The sequence below is a fragment of the Saccharothrix isguenensis genome, assembly GCF_052936305.1.
In genome coordinates, this window is record NZ_CP193626.1 from 4,907,898 (window position 1) to 4,925,175 (window position 17,278).

Sequence of the window (17,278 nt, forward strand, 5' to 3'; positions counted from 1 at the left end):
CACCTCGGCCAGTAAAGTCGCTGGTCATGCAGTGTCTTCCCCGCGCGAGCGGGGGTGGTCCCGCCTTGATGTCCAGCGGCACGTTCGGCGCGTCGTCTTCCCCGCGCGAGCGGGGGTGGTCCGGAGACGGCCAGCGCCGACGACCGTGCCAGGGCGTCTTCCCCGCGCGAGCGGGGGTGGTCCCGCAGCGTAACCAAAACAAGATCCACCGTCAGGGTCTTCCCCGCGCGAGCGGGGGTGGTCCCCAGACCGCCGCGCCACCACCGGCCAGCACACCGTCTTCCCCGCGCGAGCGGGGGTGGTCCCTCGCGGATCTCGGTCGCGCCGGCGATCGTGGCGTCTTCCCCGCGCGAGCGGGGGTGGTCCGTTCGGCGGGGTGCTCCCCCGCCGGTTCGAGCAGTCTTCCCCGCGCGAGCGGGGGTGGTCCGGCGCGTCGTTCGACCTGGACCGCGAGCTGTTCGTCTTCCCCGCGCGAGCGGGGGTGGTCCGGAGCTGGCGGAGCGCCTGGCGGCGATCGACCGGTCTTCCCCGCGCGAGCGGGGGTGGTCCGGCCGCGAAGTGGGGCATTCCGCTGGTCAAGCTGTCTTCCCCGCGCGAGCGGGGGTGGTCCGCGGTGCGGGGCCGCGAGGTCGACGGCGTGCAGGTCTTCCCCGCGCGAGCGGGGGTGGTCCCACGGCGGCCACCATCCGCGCGGCGGGCGGCAAGTCTTCCCCGCGCGAGCGGGGGTGGTCCTAACCAGGTCGATCCACGCCTGCTCCGAGTCGGTCTTCCCCGCGCGAGCGGGGGTGGTCCGTACGAGGCGTTCATCCGGGCGATGCTCGCCGTGTCTTCCCCGCGCGAGCGGGGGTGGTCCGTCCACAAGTACCTAACTACCTGGAGAGATGGTCTTCCCCGCGCGAGCGGGGGTGGTCCGAGGTGGAGGTGCACCCGTCCACCCTGATGGTGGTCTTCCCCGCGCGAGCGGGGGTGGTCCGCCGGCGACGGCGGGCCATGCCCGGCGCGGTCGTGTTCCCCGGCGCGAGCGGACCTCGGCTGAAACGTCACAATCGCCTTGATCCACCCGACCGTGTGACTACCGGCGACACCAAGCCCACATGCTCAGCCGACCTGGCTGGAAGACCGACCGTCCCCTACCCCGTCACCAGGAACGACGGTGATCCACCGGGGCCGCCGCTTGCCGTAGTCAACGCCATCCCGGATGGTGCGCCGCACCTCGCGGGCCGTGTAGCCGTCCACGCCGACATGCCGAGTCGAGGCGTCCAGCAGCACGTGCCAGGCCTCCCGCTCGTCCAACTCGCCGGCACCGACCAACCGCCCGAGTGTCCACGCGGCCTTGAACAAGGTGTCATGCCGGACACCGGTCCGGGCCGCCGCCACCTCGTGCACCTCACCCTCCACGATCGCTCGGACGTAGGCGCTCGCACGACGCCGTGACAGTCGCATCGGCGGTGCCGGATCAACCGGAGAAGGAGGCGTCAACGCCTCGGTGAGCCAGGCAGGCAAATCAGCAACCGGAGCCCTGCGAATCACCCGATAGACGCCCTCGGCACGGCTCGAACCGGCACCGACGACATAGCCGCCATGGCCTCGGGTATCGACGCGCCACCCCAACCTCGCCGCCGTGTTGCGCAGCTCAACCCCTTGTGGTGCGAGGAAATACAGATGACGACCACGAGGCGTAGCCACCGTGTACGTGTCGACCGGCACCTGTTCGCCGACCCCGGCCGCGAGCATCGCGAGCACATCCAGCCCATGCCGAGCCCCGGCGAATCGCTCAGGTGGGGCGTCCCCTCGCGCGCCATCCAGGTCGACCACCACCAAGCCGGACCTGCCGACCGCGATGCCGACGTTCCTTCGCGGATCACCCGCCCACCACCGGAGGATCCGGCCGCTATCGGTCGTGGCCCGCGACTCCCAGTCACGAACCACCGGCGTCTTGCCACCCGGCACCACCGGGAACACGTGCCACCCGCGTCGGGCAGCGGCCAAGGCCGCATCAACGAGCCGGTGCGGGCTCACCACGGCACCCGATCCGGCCTGGGCGCAGCTGTCTCCGCTCGTTGATCCACACCCCCGGACAGCACTGATCCAACGAGCCGGATCGCCCACCGACGACCCTCGTCGACGACAGTGCCGAGACGGCTGGAACGCCCGTTGATAAGGGACGGGGTCCGGACGGTGAAGGTGTGAGCCGGGTGGGGCTGGCCGGCGGCGTCCGCCACGTGCGCCAGGACGTTGCGGCCGTGCGTGGCTCCTGCCCACTCGGGCGGTGGTTCGTGGCCGTGGGCGTCGTCCAGGTCGAGCACGTACAGGCCGCTGGGGCGACAGGCGATGCCCCCGTTGTAGGGCAGCGATCTCCAGATGTCGCGTATCCGCCCGGGGTCTCGGGTGGCGGCGGGCTCCCACTCCTTGTCCTTGGGGGTCTTGTTGCGCGGCCACAGCGGGATCACGTGGTGACCGTCGCGGACTGCGTCGAACGCGACGCGCATCGGTCGCGGTGAGACAGTTGTATGAGTTCCCGGAGATCGCGCTGTGTTCACGATGCTCAAGTCAGTCCTGCCCTTCCTGTTTGGATGTCGGGTACCGGTGGTGTCGCGGGCCTCGCCGCGGATGAACTGCGTGACCGGGCGCAGCGGTCAGCCGGCCGTGCCGTCCCCCAGGGTCTCGGCTGGGTGGTTCATGGCTGCTGCACTCGCTGGAGCGCGGTCTCGTTCCTGAGCTGTTCCGCGTCAACGGTGGCGTATCCCTGGGGCGAGGCAGCCGGATGCGGGGCCAGGATGGGGTCCGGTGGTGCGCTGTCGCGGATGCGGGGAACGCGGCCGGTCGAGGTCACACAGAGTTGGCCATGACCAGCTGTTCGGCGGTCTCGGCCGCGTGGTCCACGATGGGGCGCAGCCTGTCCGGGGGGATCTGCTTGTCCAGGGCGGCGCCCAGCAGCGCGGCGAGTCGGTGGCCGGGGACGGCGGTCTCGGCACGGTCGAGGGCCAAGGCGGCGAGCCCGCCGTCGCCGCGCAGGTAGGCGGACAGGGCCAGCAACACGGCCGGCTCCGCGCACTGCGGGGTCGGGCACGCTCGGGTGAGTTCGGTCCACAGATGTTCGGCGGCCTGGGCGTGTTCGCCTGCCGCGGTGGCGATGCACGCGTCGCGCACCATGGGGTCGGACAAGGCCACCGCTAGGGCGGCGACGTCCTGGTCGGAGAGGGACTCCGACCGTTCGCCGGTCCGCTTCACCTGGTTCATCACCAGACGGTAGGAGTCGCGCGCCGATCGCCAACGGTCCTGGCCCGGCAGCAGATCGATCATGTTCGCCCGACGGGCCAGGGCGTCTTCGGGGTCGGGCCGCACCACGGCGAGGCGGTCGTCTCGGCTGTCGAACACTTGCAGACCTTGCACCGCGGCCTTCACAGCGAGCAGAGAGGTCTTCGGGTCCGGGAGGACGCCAGCGTGGAACGGGTCGTCATAGTCGCGCCACTGGGCTCCGGCGGTGACCGCTGTGGTCCAGAACATGTGCAGCGACGTGTCGTGCTCGGCGATCGCGTGTCGCAGCCGGGTGATCAGAGCGGTGCGCGGCAGCAGGAGCCCTTCGGGTTCTCCGCCGCCGACGACCACACCGATGACCGCGGCACCGGGGTAGCGCGCCACGACTGTGGCGATCTGGTCCACCAGGCTGTCGGAGCGGCTGTCGTCGGGCAGTTCGGCACATATCGTCAGCTCGATCAGGTCGTCGACGATGATGTTGATCAGCAGCGCGTCACTCGGGTAGTAGCCGATCAAGTGCGGCGAGGCGGCGATCAGCTCGCCGGGTTCGCTCAGCTTGGCCGGGGTGTTCTGGTCCAGCGCGTCGGTGGACGTGGTCGGGTCGGGCGTCGAGTCGGACATCATGATCGTGCTCCTTGGTGGATGTGGTCGCAGAGGGTGCGGGCGTCGGGGGGACGGCCGCGATCGGGTGGTCGTGAGAGGAGCCGGACGGCGGCAGGGCCGGGCCGGTGGTCACTTGTGCTGGGTGATGCGCTCGACGCGCATACCGGCCTGTTCGGCGAGCAGGGCGTAGATGTCGTCGCCGACGTAGAAGCCGGTCAGGTCGTGCCACGCCCTGCCGTCGTAGGGTGCGTGGGTGCCGTCGGGCCCCTGTATGACGCTTGCGGGGAGGTACTCCAGGTGTGACGGGCCCTGGGTGCGGAACGTGAAGGACACCGCCTCAGCGGTGGTGTCGAAGCGGACGACGGGAACCCCGGCGGGGATGGCGAACTCGGCGCGGCGGCGCAGGAACTCCGGCAGCGTGTTGTTGGACCGCATGCTGCTGATGCGGCTGTGGTGGTCTGCGGCCTTGGTGTCGTGGATGGTGCTGGTGACCTGGTCGCCGGTGGCGGCGACCACGATCAGGCTGATCTGGTAGCGGTGCGATCGCATGGGCTGTGGTTGTCCTTGACGGTGTGGTGGCTGTGGTTGCCCCGGCTGGTGATTGGCTTCGGTGAGCCGCTGGTGTCTTTCGCGTGGTGGCGGGGCGCACTCGCGTAGGCGTCGGCGCCGGACATGCGGGGGCAAGCCCGCGGGTGTCCTGTCCCGTGGGCTTGCCCCCGGTCCGGTGCCGGTGCAGCGTGGGCGTGCCCCGCCGCCGCGACGGCCGCCGGTGGCTCCGTTGCGGCGGGGCGCGCGCCAGGTGCCGGGCTTGCCGCACCGGCTGTTCACGCGAGTTGCCTTACTACGTGGGCGGGCGGTTCATGTGGAGCGCGGTGATCCTCAGCTCCAACGAGCGCAGGATGTGGGAACTGGCCGGGTTCGTTGCGCGCGTCCGTGTGCGCTGCACGAGTTCGACCGCGAAGTCGATGCCGCCGAGGATGGACAGGATCGTCTGGTGCGGGGTGAACCAGCCCTGCTCGTTGTGCACCCGGCACAGGACTGCCAGTGACGGCACCGCGTGGGTGAGCAACGTGTCGGCCTCCACCTCCGAAACGATGAGCCGCACGGCCGCGCCGTCGACCAGTCGCGCGGTCAACGCGGCGAGGGCCTCGTCGATGACTGAGGCCATCTCCCAGGAAGCGGCGGCCCCGGCGACGTGGCTGCGGCTGTACCGGGCGTTCTCCCACGTGTCGCGGGCGTCGGCCAAGCGCCTGAGGAGGGCGACAAGGCTTGCGGGGCCGGTCTCGGAGTCTGCCGAGTCGGTGACGTGCCCGCCGTCCCCGCCGGGGCGGAACGGCTCGGTGTCGCGAACGTCGGCTTCGGAACCTTCGGAGTTCAAGGCGGTTACCTCAGGAAGTCAATCGAGATGGGGCAAGCCGTGGCTGGAGCCGGAAGACCCTGGCGGTCAGTGGAGCGCGGGTTCACCGCAGTGTTCGCCGTGCGCGGTGAGCCAGCGCGTGGCCGCTGCGCGGTCGTGCAGTGAGAACTCCAGCACTCCGGCGAGCACGTTGACTTCGATGCAGGTCAGTTGCGCACCCAGGTGCTCGGCGAGCATCGGGCCGGCGAACACCTGACCGAACGTGCCCACCGGGTCGTAGACCACGGCGTCGGCACCAAGAGACGGATTTCCACTGCGGCAATCGGAAGTGGTCATCAGGCACCGACCGGAACCTCGTCGGCAGAGGAGGGAATTGCCGTCTGCTCTGGCGGCCACGGAGTCCACGAGTCGTCGCCGATCGTGACGACGATTGCCTGGGCGCGCTGCTGGAACTGCTCGGAGGTGATGCAGCCGACGGTGGCTTCCAACGACAGCAGGTAGTGCTCCGCCTCGGCGGGCCGGTTGGCCGCGACCACCCCAGGCACCCTGTCCATGGAGGTGGTCAGCAGGTCGGGCAGCACGCCGCCGTACTTGAGGTGGGCCGCGCGCCGGACGGCCGCGAGGCGCTCGTGCAGGTTGTGCACGTGATGTGGCGGGCCGTCTGGGACGAGGGTGAAGGACTCGCGGCGCACGTGGTTGAGGACGATGTAGTCGTGATCGTCGATGAGTTCGTAACGGGGACCGTCGGGGGTGTCGCTGACGGAGGCGATTCGGTAGCGCCCCCAGTGATCGTCGAGTGATCCGTGGTAGTTCACCCATCGACCTACTTCGGCCTGAGGCGGCGCGGTCGCGGCTGAGGTGTGCAATGGCTGCATCGGCTTTCCCTCTCTGGCTGGTTGATGTGATCTCGATTGCGATCGGCTTGGCGGGCCGAGTCACCCGGCTGTGGCTCGGCTTGCCGTGGCTGTCCTTGACACGCTGGGTGGTCAGGACTTCTGCTCGGGCCACCGGGCGAGCTCGATGGTGTGCTCGTCACCGGAACTCGGTCCTTCCCAGTGCCAGTCCCCGACGTCGATGAGGCGCAGCAGTCCGGGCAGTCGACCGGCTCCATTGCGGACCGGTGGTTCAGCGGCGAGGCCTCGGCAGGACGTGCAGTGGTCGCCTGCCGAGGCCGCTTCGCGCAGTCGTCCGTCACTGCCGGAGTTCTTCGAACCCGGACAGCAGGATCTCAACTTCCGTGCCGGGTTCCGCCTCCTCCCATTCCGCGACCTGGACGAGACGCGCCCGACCCGTCCCGTCGCCGTTGTCCTTCAACAACTCGACGACGAGACCAGGGTCGATCGAGGCAAGCAGCGTGCTCATCGGGAACCTCCTGAGGTTGGTGTGTCGGTGGAACGCGGCCTGCCTCAGCACGGCGCGAGGGGCCCGGAGGGGTGTGCAAGTGCGGAGAGCTCGTCGATTCCGGTGTGATCGCGCGCAGCGCGACCCCGAAGGGGCTTGTCTCACCGGAATCGACGGGCGCGAAGCACTTGCGCGCGAACCCCTTGCGCCGTGCTGACCTCCGGGCGTTCCATCGACACACCAAGGCCGGGGGCACCTGGGTGCGTGCGCCTGCACCGTCACGTGCCTTCCGCGTGACAGCTATCACTGGAGGCGAAGCGAGGCCACGACGATCGTGTGATCGGGTCAGGAGGTCCGCGGCCAGGCGGTGTGCCGGCGCGGCGGCTCGTAGACGTAGTCGTACCGATCGCCTGCGGCGTCCTGGTGGTCGACGTGGGTTGTGAACGCGGCGAACGCCTCGTCCTCCGACGGGTACTCGATCACAGTGATCACATCGTCGTCTCTGATCATCAGTACGACCCACGAGCAGTCATGCGGGTCACCCGACCAGGGGCATCCGCGAACCAGGGCGACAGCGGCACGGGTGTCGACACCGGGCACCAGGCCGCTGCCGTCACAGCGGGCCATCCATCGGACTTCGTCGGCGTCGTCGAGGACGGAACGCACCCACTCCTGAAGTTCCCCTTCGTCGTCGGGCCACCAGTCGCCCCGCTCGACGTGGGCGAGGTCTTCGTCGTTGGTGTAGCGAAGAGTGCCGTCGGCACCAGGCAGCTCAGTCATGACGTTTCTCCTGGGGATTATCGCTAATCGGCATGCGGTTCGAGGCGGGCGGCGACGTGCCGAACAGCTGTTCTCGCCGCCCGGCTCGGGCACATCGGGACGAGGAACCACCTCGTGCCTTCTGGTTGCGGAGGTGTGCGCCTGCGGCTACGCCCTGCACAACCCCATGGCAGGGTGGAACAGGGCTCGACGCCGAGCGGAGGCTGCGCCGATTGGGCTCGGGGGCTCCGTGCGTCGGGACCTACTCGATGTCGGCGAGGTTGTCGCGGAGTGCGTAGTTGTGGTTCTCGTTGTGGCAGGCGAACCGGTCCTCATGGAACTCGGACGGTGCACCCACCCAGTTGGCGGGCGCGCTTGGGCTCGCCGCCGGTGACCTTGGCTTGGGCACGGGCGGTGAGCACCGTCGCGTCGGGCAGCAGTACCTCCGGTGAGACGTCGGTGGATCGCGGCCCGGCCGGCACGGCGGGCGAGGTCCCGAAGGACGTCACGCGCGCAGTGCTCGTTCATCCGGGCGGGGATCGCGTAGCGACCGAGCGCAGCGATGCTTGTCTCGCCCGGATGAACGGGCACGGAACGCTTGACGTAAAGCCCTCGCCCGTTGTGCTGCCCTTGGCGCGATCCACCGACGTCGCGATCGGTGGGCGTGTCTACGGTCCGGGATCGCGGCTGTGACGGTCAGGGACGGGCGGCATCGTCGAACTCGCGGGCGGCGCGGTGCGACAGGGCCCGCAGTTCGGCGGTGATGATGTCGTGGTCGGCACCGGCGAAGCTGGAGGGCAGAATCGCCCACCGTTCGGTCGCGATGTGCCCTGCTTTCAGGAACGGGTAGTGCGGACCGTCGATGATCTTCAGTTCGATCGGCGAGGTGCGGTCGGATGGGTCGATGACGAGCAGTCCGCTGCCGCGTGAGGGCGGGGTGGTGACGTCGTTGACGGGGATGGCGATGCGTTCGGCGCCGCAGATGGTGCCCAGCGCCAGGTATTGCACCGGGCCGGTCACCTGCACGACCCGCAGTTCCCGCCCCCAGGTGGGCTGCGCCAGGAAGGCGATGACGTCGCCGGGCTGGACCCGGCGCAGCAGTTGCAGTTCGGTCGGAGTAGGGGCGAACAGCTCGGCCAGCAGCAACGCCAAGTCACGCAGCGTTCCGGCGCGGTCGGCGGGGATGTACCAGTCGTCGAGGGCGTCGAGCTGCTCGGCGCGGTGGCGCAGGGCGCCGACGGCCTGGTGGGGCCGTCCGCCCAGGGCGGTCAGCGTCGCTTCGACGATGACCGCGGTGGTGACGCCGTCCTCGACGCGGGTTTCGGTGGGGCGCTGGTCGGCGCGGCCGGTTTTGCGGCCGCCGTTGAGTTCGTCGAGCGCGGCGCTGATCGGGTGCAGGAACGGTTCGGGCTTGCGGCCGTGTACCCAGGGCAGCGGCCCGTCCAGGATGCAGCGCAGGAGGGTGACGACGCTGTGGCAGGCGGCGTCGCGGGCCGGGGCAGCGGCCAGCGCGTGGAGCATCGCCGCGGTGTGCAGCGCCCGCGCTCCGGCGGCCAAATCCGGTTCGGCGGTGTCGTGCCCGACACGCAGCGGGTCACGCCAGGAGGCGACCTGTTCCAGGACCTCCTGGGGGCGGTGCCCCCAGTCGATCGGGGCGCCGGTGGTGTTGGGCAGACGCTCCAGGGCTTCGACGTAGTCGGCGAACGCCTCGGCGGACAGGTCCAGGCCGGCGTGGGTGGCGTCGGCTTGGCCGTAGGCGAGGTCGGCGAGCGTGGGCACGTGGGTGGCGGTGGCGACGTGGACGACGTGGCGGCGGCCGTGGCGTGTGGTGGGGGTGGAGCGCGCGGTGAACGACAGCAGCTGTCGTGACGGTGACAGGCGCAGGTCGGTGGCCGAGCCGATCATGCCGATCGTGCGTGCTCGACCGGCCTCCCAGGACTCGGTGTTGCGATGTGCGGTGGGTGGGGTGGCGTCGCGCAGGACACGCAGCACCTCGTCGATGCTCGTCCACGGCGCTTGCTGGGAGGTGTCCTGGACCAGGGTGCGGCGCCGCAGTAGCGGCAGCGGGGCGTCAGCGCCGGCTTCGATGTCGAGTTCGGTGGTCATGTCAATGTTCCTCTGTAGGTGGGTGGCGTCCGGACAAGCGGGCGTGCGCCGTGCGCTGTGGCGGTCCGCGGGCCCGTTCACGTGGTGGTGAGGGAAAGGCTTTGCAGGCGTAGTGCGACGGCCTGCTCGACGTGGTGGCGCTCCGGGTGATCGCAGGCGTCGAGGTCGGCCAGCGACCAGGCGACGCGCCGGACCTCGGCGACGCCGCGTCGGCTGAGCAGCCCGGCCCGGCGGTGACGGTCGAGCAGCTCCCACGACGCGCGGGGGAAGACGCTGCTCATGGCCAGGGCGTCCTCGGGAACCTCGGCGTTGGTGGACACGCCAGCGGCCGACCACCGGCGGGCGGCGCGCAGCCGCGCGGCGGCGACCCTGTCGGCCAGCGCCGGCAGCGTCACCGCGCCCAGGTCCGGCCGGTGTTCATGGTCGGCCTGCGTGACGTGCAGCCGGACGGAGACGCGGTCGTAGATTAACAGCGGCACCTGCCGCATCTCCGAGGCCAAATCCACACAGGACAAAACCAGCAGCGGGTCGGCGGTGAAGCGGGTGGGTGTGCCGTCGATGGGCAGGAACACCGCGCGTTTGTCGATGATCTGTCGGATCACCGGCCACTGGGTGGGTGAGCGTCGTCCGGCGTCGGCGAGGTGCAGCACGCCGTGGGTGGCCAGCAGTGCCGCTCCGGGCCGACGGAAGGTACCGGCCAGTGCCGACCACGACGCGAGGCGGCCAGGCTCCTGGTAGGGCGGGTTGTGATCAACCGGCACACCATCGACGTGGGCGTCGTGACGTCGGTTCTCGGCCAGGGTGCGTGCCTGTTCGTCGGTCAGTGCGGGCAGCAGGGCGGCCAGCATGCGTGCGAACAGGGTCCGGTCGTCGGCGTCGGGTCCGGTGAGCAGGACGTGGTGTCCGCCTGCGGCTGCCGCTGCCAGTCCGCGCGCCACCCACGGCGAGAGCATCACGCCGTCGAGGAAGGGCGGGATCGTGCGCTCGGGCGACGAGTGGGCGTCGGGGGCCGGGGTGAGCACGTCGCGGCGGCCGTGGGCGTAGGCCACCACGTCGGACAGCGTGGCCGCGCCGAGCACCTGAACACCGTCGAGCGCGGGCTCGGGCGCCAGGTCCGTGTCGGGCATGATCACCCGCCGGACATCGGTGCGTCCGCGCAGCGAGCGCAGGCACTGCCACAGGTCGGGCGTCGAACGCACCCTGCCGTCCAGGTTCAAGCCGCCCAGCACGATCGTGTCCTGGAGCGCCGGCATGTCACCGGCCGCGGTCAGCACCGCGACGGCGACGGCGAGATCGTGCACCGGGTGCTCGCTCCCGATGAGCCGATCACTGCCGATGCTCACCGGCGTGATCGGGTACGGGAGATCGGAATTGCGGATGGCCGCCTTGACCCGGTCCCGCCGCTCCGGTGTGACCCGGCGACGACCCGACAGCGGAGAGCGGAGGTGGCGGTCGGCTCCGAGGAGGGCGGTGATCACCACGTCGTGGGCGCCGCCGGCGACCGGCATGAGGGAACGGATATGAGCGCTCTGCATGGCATTCCTTGCTGTGGGGAAACTTCACGGGGTGTTGTCCGGGGTGGGTGCGTGGCCAGCCGTGGTGTGGCTGGATCGAGGTCGGCTACGCAGCCGGTGCGGTGGGCGTGATGGCGAGCCCTGGGTCGCCTTGTGGCGGCGTCCACGCTGTTCGGCGACGGTGGCGACGGGCTCTTTCACGGAGCCACGGGCCCACCCAGCCGCCACTGGGTGGGCCCGCGCCGGGTGCGCCAACGCCCAGGGCTGGCTGCCTCTTACCTGGCCAGGGCCATCGCGCGCAGGGCGAGGTCGTCCAGCGCGTCGGCGCGGCTGGGGTCGGCCACGGTCTGGCTGTAGCTGGTGATCGCGTTGGCGAGGCCCGCCGCGGTGGTCTGGCCCCCGGCGATGAAGTGGCGCAGCACGCCCTCGCGTTCGGTCTCGGTGAACCCGAGTTCACGCTTGAGCACCTGCACGGTGGTGTGCGGCTCGGTGACCGGCGCCCCGGCCTGCTCCTCCAGCTTCGCGACCTGATCGGCCAGGAACCGCGGTGAGAGCCACTCGCGGACGTGGTCGCGGGCCTGGGCGGCGATGACGTGGAGCTGCTTGTTGACGGTGTCCTGCGACCAGCTGATCGTGCCGCCCTCCATCTTCTGCCCGAGGTGGACCTTGCGGAACGCCAGGGCGGGCAGCGTCAGGCCGTTGCGGCAGATCCGCACGAACAGCTCCGGCTTGAGGGTCACCGAGCCGGAACCGATCTCGGAGTTGGAGAAGCGGAACCCGGCGAAGACCACCGGCTCCGAGCCCGGCTTGTAGCCCAGGCCCTCGGCGGCGGCGAGGCGGCGGCCGGTGTCGAGGTTGGTGGTGACGCGCTGCCGGTCGGCTTCCAGGGTCGGGTCGGCGAAGGGGTTGCGATAGCCGGCCAGCAGGGTCGGTGCCAACCGCTCGACGGCGGGCGAGTAGACCTTGCAGTGCATGGAGGAGTCGGTCAGGTCGCAGGAGCGGATCTCGACCTGCACGTCGGCCTGGCGGATGCCGTCGAGCACCGCGGTGAGCAGGTCGAGGTTGTCGACCATGCCGAACCGGTCCGACAGCATCGCCCGCAGCACTCCCGGCTCGCCGTCCTGGCCGCAGAACAGCCGCAGCAGGAGCGACCGGGAGTCGGGCGGGTAGATCACGCTGGTCTTGCCTTCAGCGGTGCGCTTGGACTTGCCGTGCAGCAGCCCGTTGACGTTGGCGTCGAACAGGTCGGGCCGCTCGGTGCGCATGAAGCGCAGGTACTTCTGGTTGATGCCCAGCTTCGCTGCGATCGTGGTGTCCGCGGCGGCGGTGGGCACGTACAGGCCGTCGACCAGGGTGACGCCGTGGTCGTCGACGACCGGCTCGACCCCGGACAGCTGGATCGCGCCGCCCCGGGCCCGCAGGGCGGTGGCTGGTGCCACCACGTCGACCTTGGCGGCGTTCTGCGTGCGCAGCATGTCCAGCATGTGCTCGAAGGTGGCGTTGCGCACGGTGGTGGTCAGGGACACGGGAACTCCATTCCGAAGGGCCACGCGCGCACGGCGGTGGCTCTTGCACTCGGTTGATCGGCGGCGGTGGCGTGGTCGGTCGCCGTCGCCTGGTGTGATGGCGGTGACGTCCGCCCCTGGTGTCGGTGGGGCGCGGCCGGTTGGCCGTGGCGGCGGCAGGAGGGGGCAAGCCGTGCTTTTTGCGGCTTGCCCCCTTGCCGTCGCTGCGGCAGGCTGCGCCGGCCCACCGACACGGGGCGGACAGCGGCGCTGAAGGGTGTTGTCTCAGCGGGCGGTGACCGGCCTGGTGCGGCGGGTCAGTCGCAGTCGCACTCGGCGACGCCGGCGCTGGTGACGAAAGCGCAGTGCGGGGTGTGGAACTTGGTCAGGATGATGCCGCCGTCGGCACGGCGGATGATGATCAACGGATAGCCGTTGCGTTCCGCCCACTCGAAGTCGTCCGGGTCCAGGCGCACCAGATCGGCGTCGTAGCCGTGGGTCGTGGCCACCAACGTCTGGAGGATCTCCAGCAGGTCCGGCCCCGGCGTAGCAGGTGCTTGCGGCGCTGCGGCGTACTCGTATCGGGCGAGTAGACCGCCGTCGCAGTTCGACAGGTCAATCCCGGTTCCCGGTCCCAACCGCTCGGCCAGAGCGTGCAGTGCCGCGCGCACCAGGTGGTCGGGTTCGGGGTGCTCGGTGCCGATCCGGACGCTGTAGACGCCTCGGGCGCGCAGGGAACCACCGGGGCGGCGGCGCACGGCCAACCGCAGCTTCTGCGCCGCGGTGAGCGGATCGTCGGCGAGGTCGACACCCAGCGATCCGAACCAGTCCTTCAGCATCCCGATGACATCACCGCCGGATACGCCGCCTTCCGGGGCGTCATGCTCGATGTCCTTGTATCGGCGCAGCAGGCCCATGACAGCCGCGCCCTCGACGGTGTCGGGATCAAAACCAACAGCCCCAGCGGTGACGTCGCCGGCCTCGCACCGACCGCCCTGCCCAGGGTCCACTTCACCGGTGTCCACGTGTTCGGACGGCCGGATGGAGCGGGAGGGGACGTCGGCCACCGAGTTGCGGTCGGTGGGCGCATCGGATGTGGACATGCGCTACACCGCCAGCGAGGAGAACATCGGCAGCCGGTATGCCTCAGATGCCGGAATCAGGTCGATGACGTCGCGCTCGCGCGTCCACTGTTCAACGAACCGCAGATGGACCGACAACCATCGGCGGGCCCAGCCTGGCATGGCGTCGGTGACCGGCCGGTGACCGTTGCCGCCGTAGAAGGTCATGAAGATTCCGTCCTCGTGCTGCCACGCGAGCTCGGCGGCGATCCGGGTCGGGATGGAGGCCAGCTCGGCGGCGTGCCACCGTGCGCCGTAGGCGGTCCAGGCGTCCCCGCCGACCACGAGCGGCTGCACGACCAGCCGCAACGGCTCATCGTGGCCTACCAACCTGCCCTTGGGATCGACAGGACGGACCTGCCGGCACTGCGGACACTGGCCGTAGATCGAGGTGGGGTGACGGTCCGACCGTGGTCCGATGCTGCCTTCCGACGCAGGCTGACGACGGCCGGCGCAGCGGATGGTGTCGACGAAAAGACCGTTGGAGTTCTCCAAGCGCATGATAATTTCCCTATCGACATTGTCCGATCCTCGATAGTTGCGCGATTATCGGAGCGTGGCGTAGCGGTCGACCGGGCGCGAATGATCGATCAGCCCACTTCTTCAGTGGCGAATCTTCTTCGTTCCTATTCGACCGAAACCGACGCTGTCACATAAGGCGTCGGGCCCCGTCCGGTGGGGCGCACTCGAATAGCGTTCGTGGCGGGTAAAGGGGGCAAGCCGCAGCTTTTCCGCGGCTTGCCCCCGGCCCGACGCGGACGCAGAGTGCGCACGCCCCACCGGACGGGCATCCGCGCCCAGCTCCGTGCCCACCTCCTGGCCAGGGCCGGGTCACGAGAGCTGCTGCCGAACTCGATGAGCGGGAAGCCCGGTGTCGCGCAGCTCTGAGGCGCGCGAGTGGTCGGATCAGCGCAAGCCCGACCAGCGGCGGTGCAACTGCCGTCCGTCCTGGTTGAGCGTGATGCGGAAGACCTCACGCGGACCGTCGTCGGTCTGCACACGGAAGGCAGTTTCGTTGGAGAGCAGATGTGCTGCCGCGAGCAGCGCGTAGCCCCGAGCCTCTTCTCCGTCGATCGTGCGCCATGGCTCATCGGGGTCGTGGATGTAGACGGTCTGCTCGCCCCAGTGGCGCACATACCGGCCGCTGGCGACCAGTTGCAGTGCCCGGTGCACGATCCACCGCGCCGGGGCATCGAACCCACCGGAAGCATGGGTGAGCGACTCGGGACGGGGAAGCAGCTCAGCCTGAACGCCCGCGGGTCGCGTACGCCGCCGCACGGTCTTGCGGATCGGTGGCGTCGGGGCGTCGGCGACGACGCCCCGACAGGAGGCGCAGCGGTTGCGCGGCGACGCCGGCACGGCGCCCACGGCGGCGTCGACATCGAGGCCGCCGCACTGGGCACACCGGTACCCGACGTCGTCGACGTCGACTCCGGCACGCTCGCAGGCGGCGTGCGTGCCGCCGAACACGATGGTCTCGGCGAGGCGTTCTGCGGCCAGGTGCTCGGCGAGCGTGGCCAACTCCGAGGCGCTACCGCGGTCGATCAGCGCTGCCAACAGGCCGTTGGCATGCCGTGCCAGGCCGGAGCGACACAGTGGATCGCGACGCCCGCCGAGGAACAGCTCGAACCGGCCCGCACGCCACGCCAACAGCGCATCGACCGACTGCCCGACGATGCGCAGGGTGAGCCTGAGCACCAACCCCGAGCCGGTATCCACGTGCAGTGTCTCCACCCACAGGGTCGCCGAGACATGCTCGGCGACCGCGCGGGCGAAGGTCATCGCGGGCACCTCGCCGGGCAGGTGCACTGCGGACAGGTTGCTTTCGGTTCCGTCCGGAACCGTGGCGTGCAGGTAGGCCACGATGCCGCTCCTGGTAGGTGACGGTCACGGGTGCGGCCGTTGGACGTAGCCATCGGTCTGCTGTGCTCCGATTGTCGATCAGCACGGCGTGCACGGCGCCGGTTCGTACCTCCTTCAATGACAGATGCCTGGTCGTCTTCTCCGTGGGCCGGGCGGACACTGTGAAGCGCTCACTCAAGGCAGGCTTCCAAGGCCGTGAGCTGCCCCGGGTCGAGGTTCGCCAGGTCGGCTGTGGTGAAGTCGTACAGCCGTTCCCACCGGTGGTCGTGCCGGTTGCAGAACACGCGCAACCCGGCGGTGTCGAACAGGTAGAGCCATCGGTGCGCGGGGTCGGGCTTCTCGGTCAGGCGGCCGGTGATCGGGTGCGACGCTGACTCGGCGAGGACGTAGCCGATGCCGCGGTAGGGCGTGATGTGCTGTGGCGTGAAGGGCGTGCGTTGGCCGGTGTCGAGTTCGTAGCCGGCCGCCCAAGGGTTGATCGACTCCCAGTCATGGCGCAGGAGTGCCCGAACGAGGCGGTCGACGTCGACGTCGTGGTGACGGTGCAGGGCCTTGCTCAACTCGGCCACCTGGACCGCGGGAAAGCCCGTCCGCGCACACGGGCGAGCGGTGTAGGTGACGCCGTCGGAGGCCAGTTGACCGATCAGTGATCGGGGTGACATGGGTTGCTTCTTCCACTCGATGTTGGTCGCGGCGCAGGCAATGTGGTCGCCTCGATCGCGCCCGGGATTGTGGTGTCGGGTGCGCGGCGATGCTCCGGCGCTGCGGTGAAGGACCCGGCTACTACGGCCGGATGTCGTGGTGACGGACTTCCCGCGTTCGACGTAGATCGGCGAGAAACCGGCGCTGATAGCCGATGCCCGGCGCAGCCTCGTAGGCGTCGCACAGGAGCACCGTGTGCGTGTGGTGTCGTCGGATCAGGTCGAGGGCTTCACTCAGCCGGGACACGTATGCCTTGGGCAGGAAGGCGACGATCTCGGTGTGGTGGTCGGCGGTGATGGCTGCGAGCTGGTCTGCCAGCCGCCAGGCGGCCACCGCCCCCGGCGCGGTCATCGACTGCTCGTAGGGCGCGATCTCGGTGTCGGGATCGACAAGCCCGTGCCGGGCGGACAGGTTATGTAGGTCCATCAGTTCTGTCCGTTGTCCGCAGCTCTCCCTGCAGCGTGACCATCGCTGGCGGTGTGCACGGTGCCGGGGCAAGGACCACGATCGGCCCCCGGCACGGGGAGCTGAAACAGGCCGTTACGAGCTTGTCAGTACGAACCCGAGTGAACCGCGACCTGGGTACGGTCACCGGTATGGCCCTAACATTGGTGACGGCCTGACGTTAATAATCGATGCCGTGACAGTACGTGGTTGGTGGATGCTTCTCGTAGTCGGTATCCTGTTATTCGTGGCCGGGTCATACTTCGAGGAGACGGTCCACGAGTACCAGGTGCACTTCAGCAATGCCGGTGACAAGTGCGGAGACAAAGGCGTCCACATCGACGAGGACACCGGGGATTTGCTTCGTTGTTACTCCACGGCACAGTCGGGGCCGGGTACCGGCCTATCGTTCACGGCGGAGGAGCGGGATCGAGTAGTCGCACTGGCCAAAGAGCTTGCGACTGATGGAAGCTTATCCGATGTCGATAAGGAGCAGGTTAAGAAGTTGGTCGACTCGATCGCTGCTGAACATGTGGATTTGGACAGGTGGAGCGATGGAGCCGAAACCCTGGGCTTCATAATTTCCATGGCCGGCGGAGTGTTGTTCGTTATTAGTGGTATTAGACTTCTGGCTTTTCTTGGTTAGTGGGATTACTGCCGTGGTGACTGGCTAGTGCTGCATCTCTGAACGTTGACCCGGTAATT

Annotated in this window: 20 protein-coding genes and 1 CRISPR repeat array; of the genes, 2 read left to right on the forward strand and 18 right to left on the reverse strand. The window is 69.4% G+C overall.

Annotated elements, in window-relative coordinates:
• The first annotated feature begins 33 nt into the window (after nucleotides 1–33).
• Nucleotides 34–973: a CRISPR direct-repeat array (repeat unit 28 nt; unit sequence GTCTTCCCCGCGCGAGCGGGGGTGGTCC).
• Between the two features lie 125 nt (nucleotides 974–1,098).
• The 15 genes from ACRAKI_RS21985 to ACRAKI_RS22055 form a co-directional block, all read right to left on the reverse strand.
• Nucleotides 1,099–1,962 carry a bifunctional DNA primase/polymerase gene (locus ACRAKI_RS21985; RefSeq protein ID WP_447002392.1) on the reverse strand — a complete coding sequence of 288 codons (864 nt, stop codon included), beginning with the start codon at nucleotides 1,960–1,962 and terminating at the stop codon, nucleotides 1,099–1,101.
• Nucleotides 1,963–2,015: 53 nt separating this feature from the next.
• The gene (locus tag ACRAKI_RS21990; RefSeq protein ID WP_447002393.1) at nucleotides 2,016–2,489 is read right to left on the reverse strand and encodes a bifunctional DNA primase/polymerase; all 474 of its coding nucleotides are present in this window, start codon (nucleotides 2,487–2,489) and stop codon (nucleotides 2,016–2,018) included.
• A 340-nt stretch (nucleotides 2,490–2,829) separates the two neighbouring features.
• Nucleotides 2,830–3,882, reverse strand: coding sequence for a DUF4192 domain-containing protein (locus ACRAKI_RS21995; protein ID WP_447002394.1), 1,053 nt, complete (start codon nucleotides 3,880–3,882; stop codon nucleotides 2,830–2,832).
• A 108-nt stretch (nucleotides 3,883–3,990) separates the two neighbouring features.
• Nucleotides 3,991–4,410 carry a hypothetical protein gene (locus ACRAKI_RS22000; RefSeq protein WP_447002395.1) on the reverse strand — a complete coding sequence of 140 codons (420 nt, stop codon included), beginning with the start codon at nucleotides 4,408–4,410 and terminating at the stop codon, nucleotides 3,991–3,993.
• Between the two features lie 292 nt (nucleotides 4,411–4,702).
• Nucleotides 4,703–5,239: a hypothetical protein gene (locus tag ACRAKI_RS22005; RefSeq protein WP_447002396.1), complete on the reverse strand. Its 537-nt coding sequence runs from the start codon at nucleotides 5,237–5,239 to the stop codon at nucleotides 4,703–4,705.
• 66 nt (nucleotides 5,240–5,305) lie between these two features.
• Complete coding sequence (locus tag ACRAKI_RS22010) at nucleotides 5,306–5,503, reverse strand: hypothetical protein (protein WP_447002397.1); 198 nt, start codon at nucleotides 5,501–5,503, stop codon at nucleotides 5,306–5,308.
• A gap of 50 nt (nucleotides 5,504–5,553) precedes the next feature.
• Nucleotides 5,554–6,033, reverse strand: a complete 480-nt coding sequence (locus tag ACRAKI_RS22015) for a hypothetical protein (protein ID WP_447002398.1) — start codon at nucleotides 6,031–6,033, stop codon at nucleotides 5,554–5,556.
• Between the two features lie 376 nt (nucleotides 6,034–6,409).
• Nucleotides 6,410–6,580, reverse strand: coding sequence for a hypothetical protein (locus ACRAKI_RS22020; RefSeq protein WP_447002399.1), 171 nt, complete (start codon nucleotides 6,578–6,580; stop codon nucleotides 6,410–6,412).
• A 324-nt stretch (nucleotides 6,581–6,904) separates the two neighbouring features.
• Nucleotides 6,905–7,339 carry a hypothetical protein gene (locus tag ACRAKI_RS22025; RefSeq protein WP_447002400.1) on the reverse strand — a complete coding sequence of 145 codons (435 nt, stop codon included), beginning with the start codon at nucleotides 7,337–7,339 and terminating at the stop codon, nucleotides 6,905–6,907.
• Nucleotides 7,340–7,650: 311 nt separating this feature from the next.
• The gene (locus ACRAKI_RS22030) at nucleotides 7,651–7,827 is read right to left on the reverse strand and encodes a hypothetical protein (RefSeq protein ID WP_447002401.1); all 177 of its coding nucleotides are present in this window, start codon (nucleotides 7,825–7,827) and stop codon (nucleotides 7,651–7,653) included.
• Nucleotides 7,828–8,014: 187 nt separating this feature from the next.
• A complete protein-coding gene (locus tag ACRAKI_RS22035; RefSeq protein WP_447002402.1) occupies nucleotides 8,015–9,424 on the reverse strand; it encodes a hypothetical protein in 1,410 nt (469 codons plus the stop codon).
• Nucleotides 9,425–9,501: 77 nt separating this feature from the next.
• Nucleotides 9,502–10,959, reverse strand: a complete 1,458-nt coding sequence (locus ACRAKI_RS22040) for a magnesium chelatase subunit ChlI family protein (protein WP_447002403.1) — start codon at nucleotides 10,957–10,959, stop codon at nucleotides 9,502–9,504.
• 254 nt (nucleotides 10,960–11,213) lie between these two features.
• Nucleotides 11,214–12,464 (reverse strand): hypothetical protein, encoded by a 1,251-nt coding sequence (locus ACRAKI_RS22045; protein ID WP_447002404.1) that lies wholly within the window; start codon nucleotides 12,462–12,464, stop codon nucleotides 11,214–11,216.
• Nucleotides 12,465–12,760: 296 nt separating this feature from the next.
• On the reverse strand, nucleotides 12,761–13,546 hold the full coding sequence (locus ACRAKI_RS22050; RefSeq protein ID WP_447002405.1) for a hypothetical protein: 786 nt from the start codon (nucleotides 13,544–13,546) through the stop codon (nucleotides 12,761–12,763).
• 3 nt (nucleotides 13,547–13,549) lie between these two features.
• Entirely contained in the window at nucleotides 13,550–14,065 is a 516-nt protein-coding gene (locus tag ACRAKI_RS22055) for a hypothetical protein (RefSeq protein ID WP_447002406.1), read from the reverse strand.
• Between the two features lie 264 nt (nucleotides 14,066–14,329).
• Here ACRAKI_RS22055 and ACRAKI_RS22060 point away from each other — a divergent pair, with 264 nt between their 5' ends.
• Nucleotides 14,330–14,452, forward strand: a complete 123-nt coding sequence (locus ACRAKI_RS22060; protein ID WP_447002407.1) for a hypothetical protein — start codon at nucleotides 14,330–14,332, stop codon at nucleotides 14,450–14,452.
• Between the two features lie 18 nt (nucleotides 14,453–14,470).
• Here ACRAKI_RS22060 and ACRAKI_RS22065 read toward each other — a convergent pair whose 3' ends face one another.
• The 3 genes from ACRAKI_RS22065 to ACRAKI_RS22075 all read right to left on the reverse strand — a co-directional run bounded on the left by ACRAKI_RS22065 (nucleotide 14,471) and on the right by ACRAKI_RS22075 (nucleotide 16,555).
• Entirely contained in the window at nucleotides 14,471–15,427 is a 957-nt protein-coding gene (locus tag ACRAKI_RS22065; RefSeq protein ID WP_447002408.1) for a hypothetical protein, read from the reverse strand.
• A 170-nt stretch (nucleotides 15,428–15,597) separates the two neighbouring features.
• Complete coding sequence (locus ACRAKI_RS22070) at nucleotides 15,598–16,089, reverse strand: hypothetical protein (RefSeq protein ID WP_447002409.1); 492 nt, start codon at nucleotides 16,087–16,089, stop codon at nucleotides 15,598–15,600.
• 121 nt (nucleotides 16,090–16,210) lie between these two features.
• On the reverse strand, nucleotides 16,211–16,555 hold the full coding sequence (locus tag ACRAKI_RS22075) for a DUF6884 domain-containing protein (protein WP_447002410.1): 345 nt from the start codon (nucleotides 16,553–16,555) through the stop codon (nucleotides 16,211–16,213).
• 235 nt (nucleotides 16,556–16,790) lie between these two features.
• On the opposite strand from ACRAKI_RS22075, the gene ACRAKI_RS22080 reads away from it, so the two are divergent.
• Complete coding sequence (locus ACRAKI_RS22080) at nucleotides 16,791–17,219, forward strand: hypothetical protein (protein ID WP_447002411.1); 429 nt, start codon at nucleotides 16,791–16,793, stop codon at nucleotides 17,217–17,219.
• Nucleotides 17,220–17,278: the final 59 nt, after the last annotated feature.

Coding starts and splice junctions, on each gene's coding strand:
- ACRAKI_RS22080 (WP_447002411.1), top strand. CDS start 16,791: ATGCTTCTCGTAGTCGGTATCCTGTTATTCGTGGCCGGGTCATACTTC.
- ACRAKI_RS22050 (WP_447002405.1), bottom strand. CDS start 13,546: ATGTCCACATCCGATGCGCCCACCGACCGCAACTCGGTGGCCGACGTC.
- ACRAKI_RS22075 (WP_447002410.1), bottom strand. CDS start 16,555: ATGGACCTACATAACCTGTCCGCCCGGCACGGGCTTGTCGATCCCGAC.
- ACRAKI_RS22000 (WP_447002395.1), bottom strand. CDS start 4,410: ATGCGATCGCACCGCTACCAGATCAGCCTGATCGTGGTCGCCGCCACC.
- ACRAKI_RS22070 (WP_447002409.1), bottom strand. CDS start 16,089: ATGTCACCCCGATCACTGATCGGTCAACTGGCCTCCGACGGCGTCACC.
- ACRAKI_RS22055 (WP_447002406.1), bottom strand. CDS start 14,065: ATGCGCTTGGAGAACTCCAACGGTCTTTTCGTCGACACCATCCGCTGC.
- ACRAKI_RS21990 (WP_447002393.1), bottom strand. CDS start 2,489: ATGCGCGTCGCGTTCGACGCAGTCCGCGACGGTCACCACGTGATCCCG.
- ACRAKI_RS22035 (WP_447002402.1), bottom strand. CDS start 9,424: ATGACCACCGAACTCGACATCGAAGCCGGCGCTGACGCCCCGCTGCCG.
- ACRAKI_RS22040 (WP_447002403.1), bottom strand. CDS start 10,959: ATGCAGAGCGCTCATATCCGTTCCCTCATGCCGGTCGCCGGCGGCGCC.
- ACRAKI_RS21995 (WP_447002394.1), bottom strand. CDS start 3,882: ATGATGTCCGACTCGACGCCCGACCCGACCACGTCCACCGACGCGCTG.
- ACRAKI_RS22020 (WP_447002399.1), bottom strand. CDS start 6,580: ATGAGCACGCTGCTTGCCTCGATCGACCCTGGTCTCGTCGTCGAGTTG.
- ACRAKI_RS22025 (WP_447002400.1), bottom strand. CDS start 7,339: ATGACTGAGCTGCCTGGTGCCGACGGCACTCTTCGCTACACCAACGAC.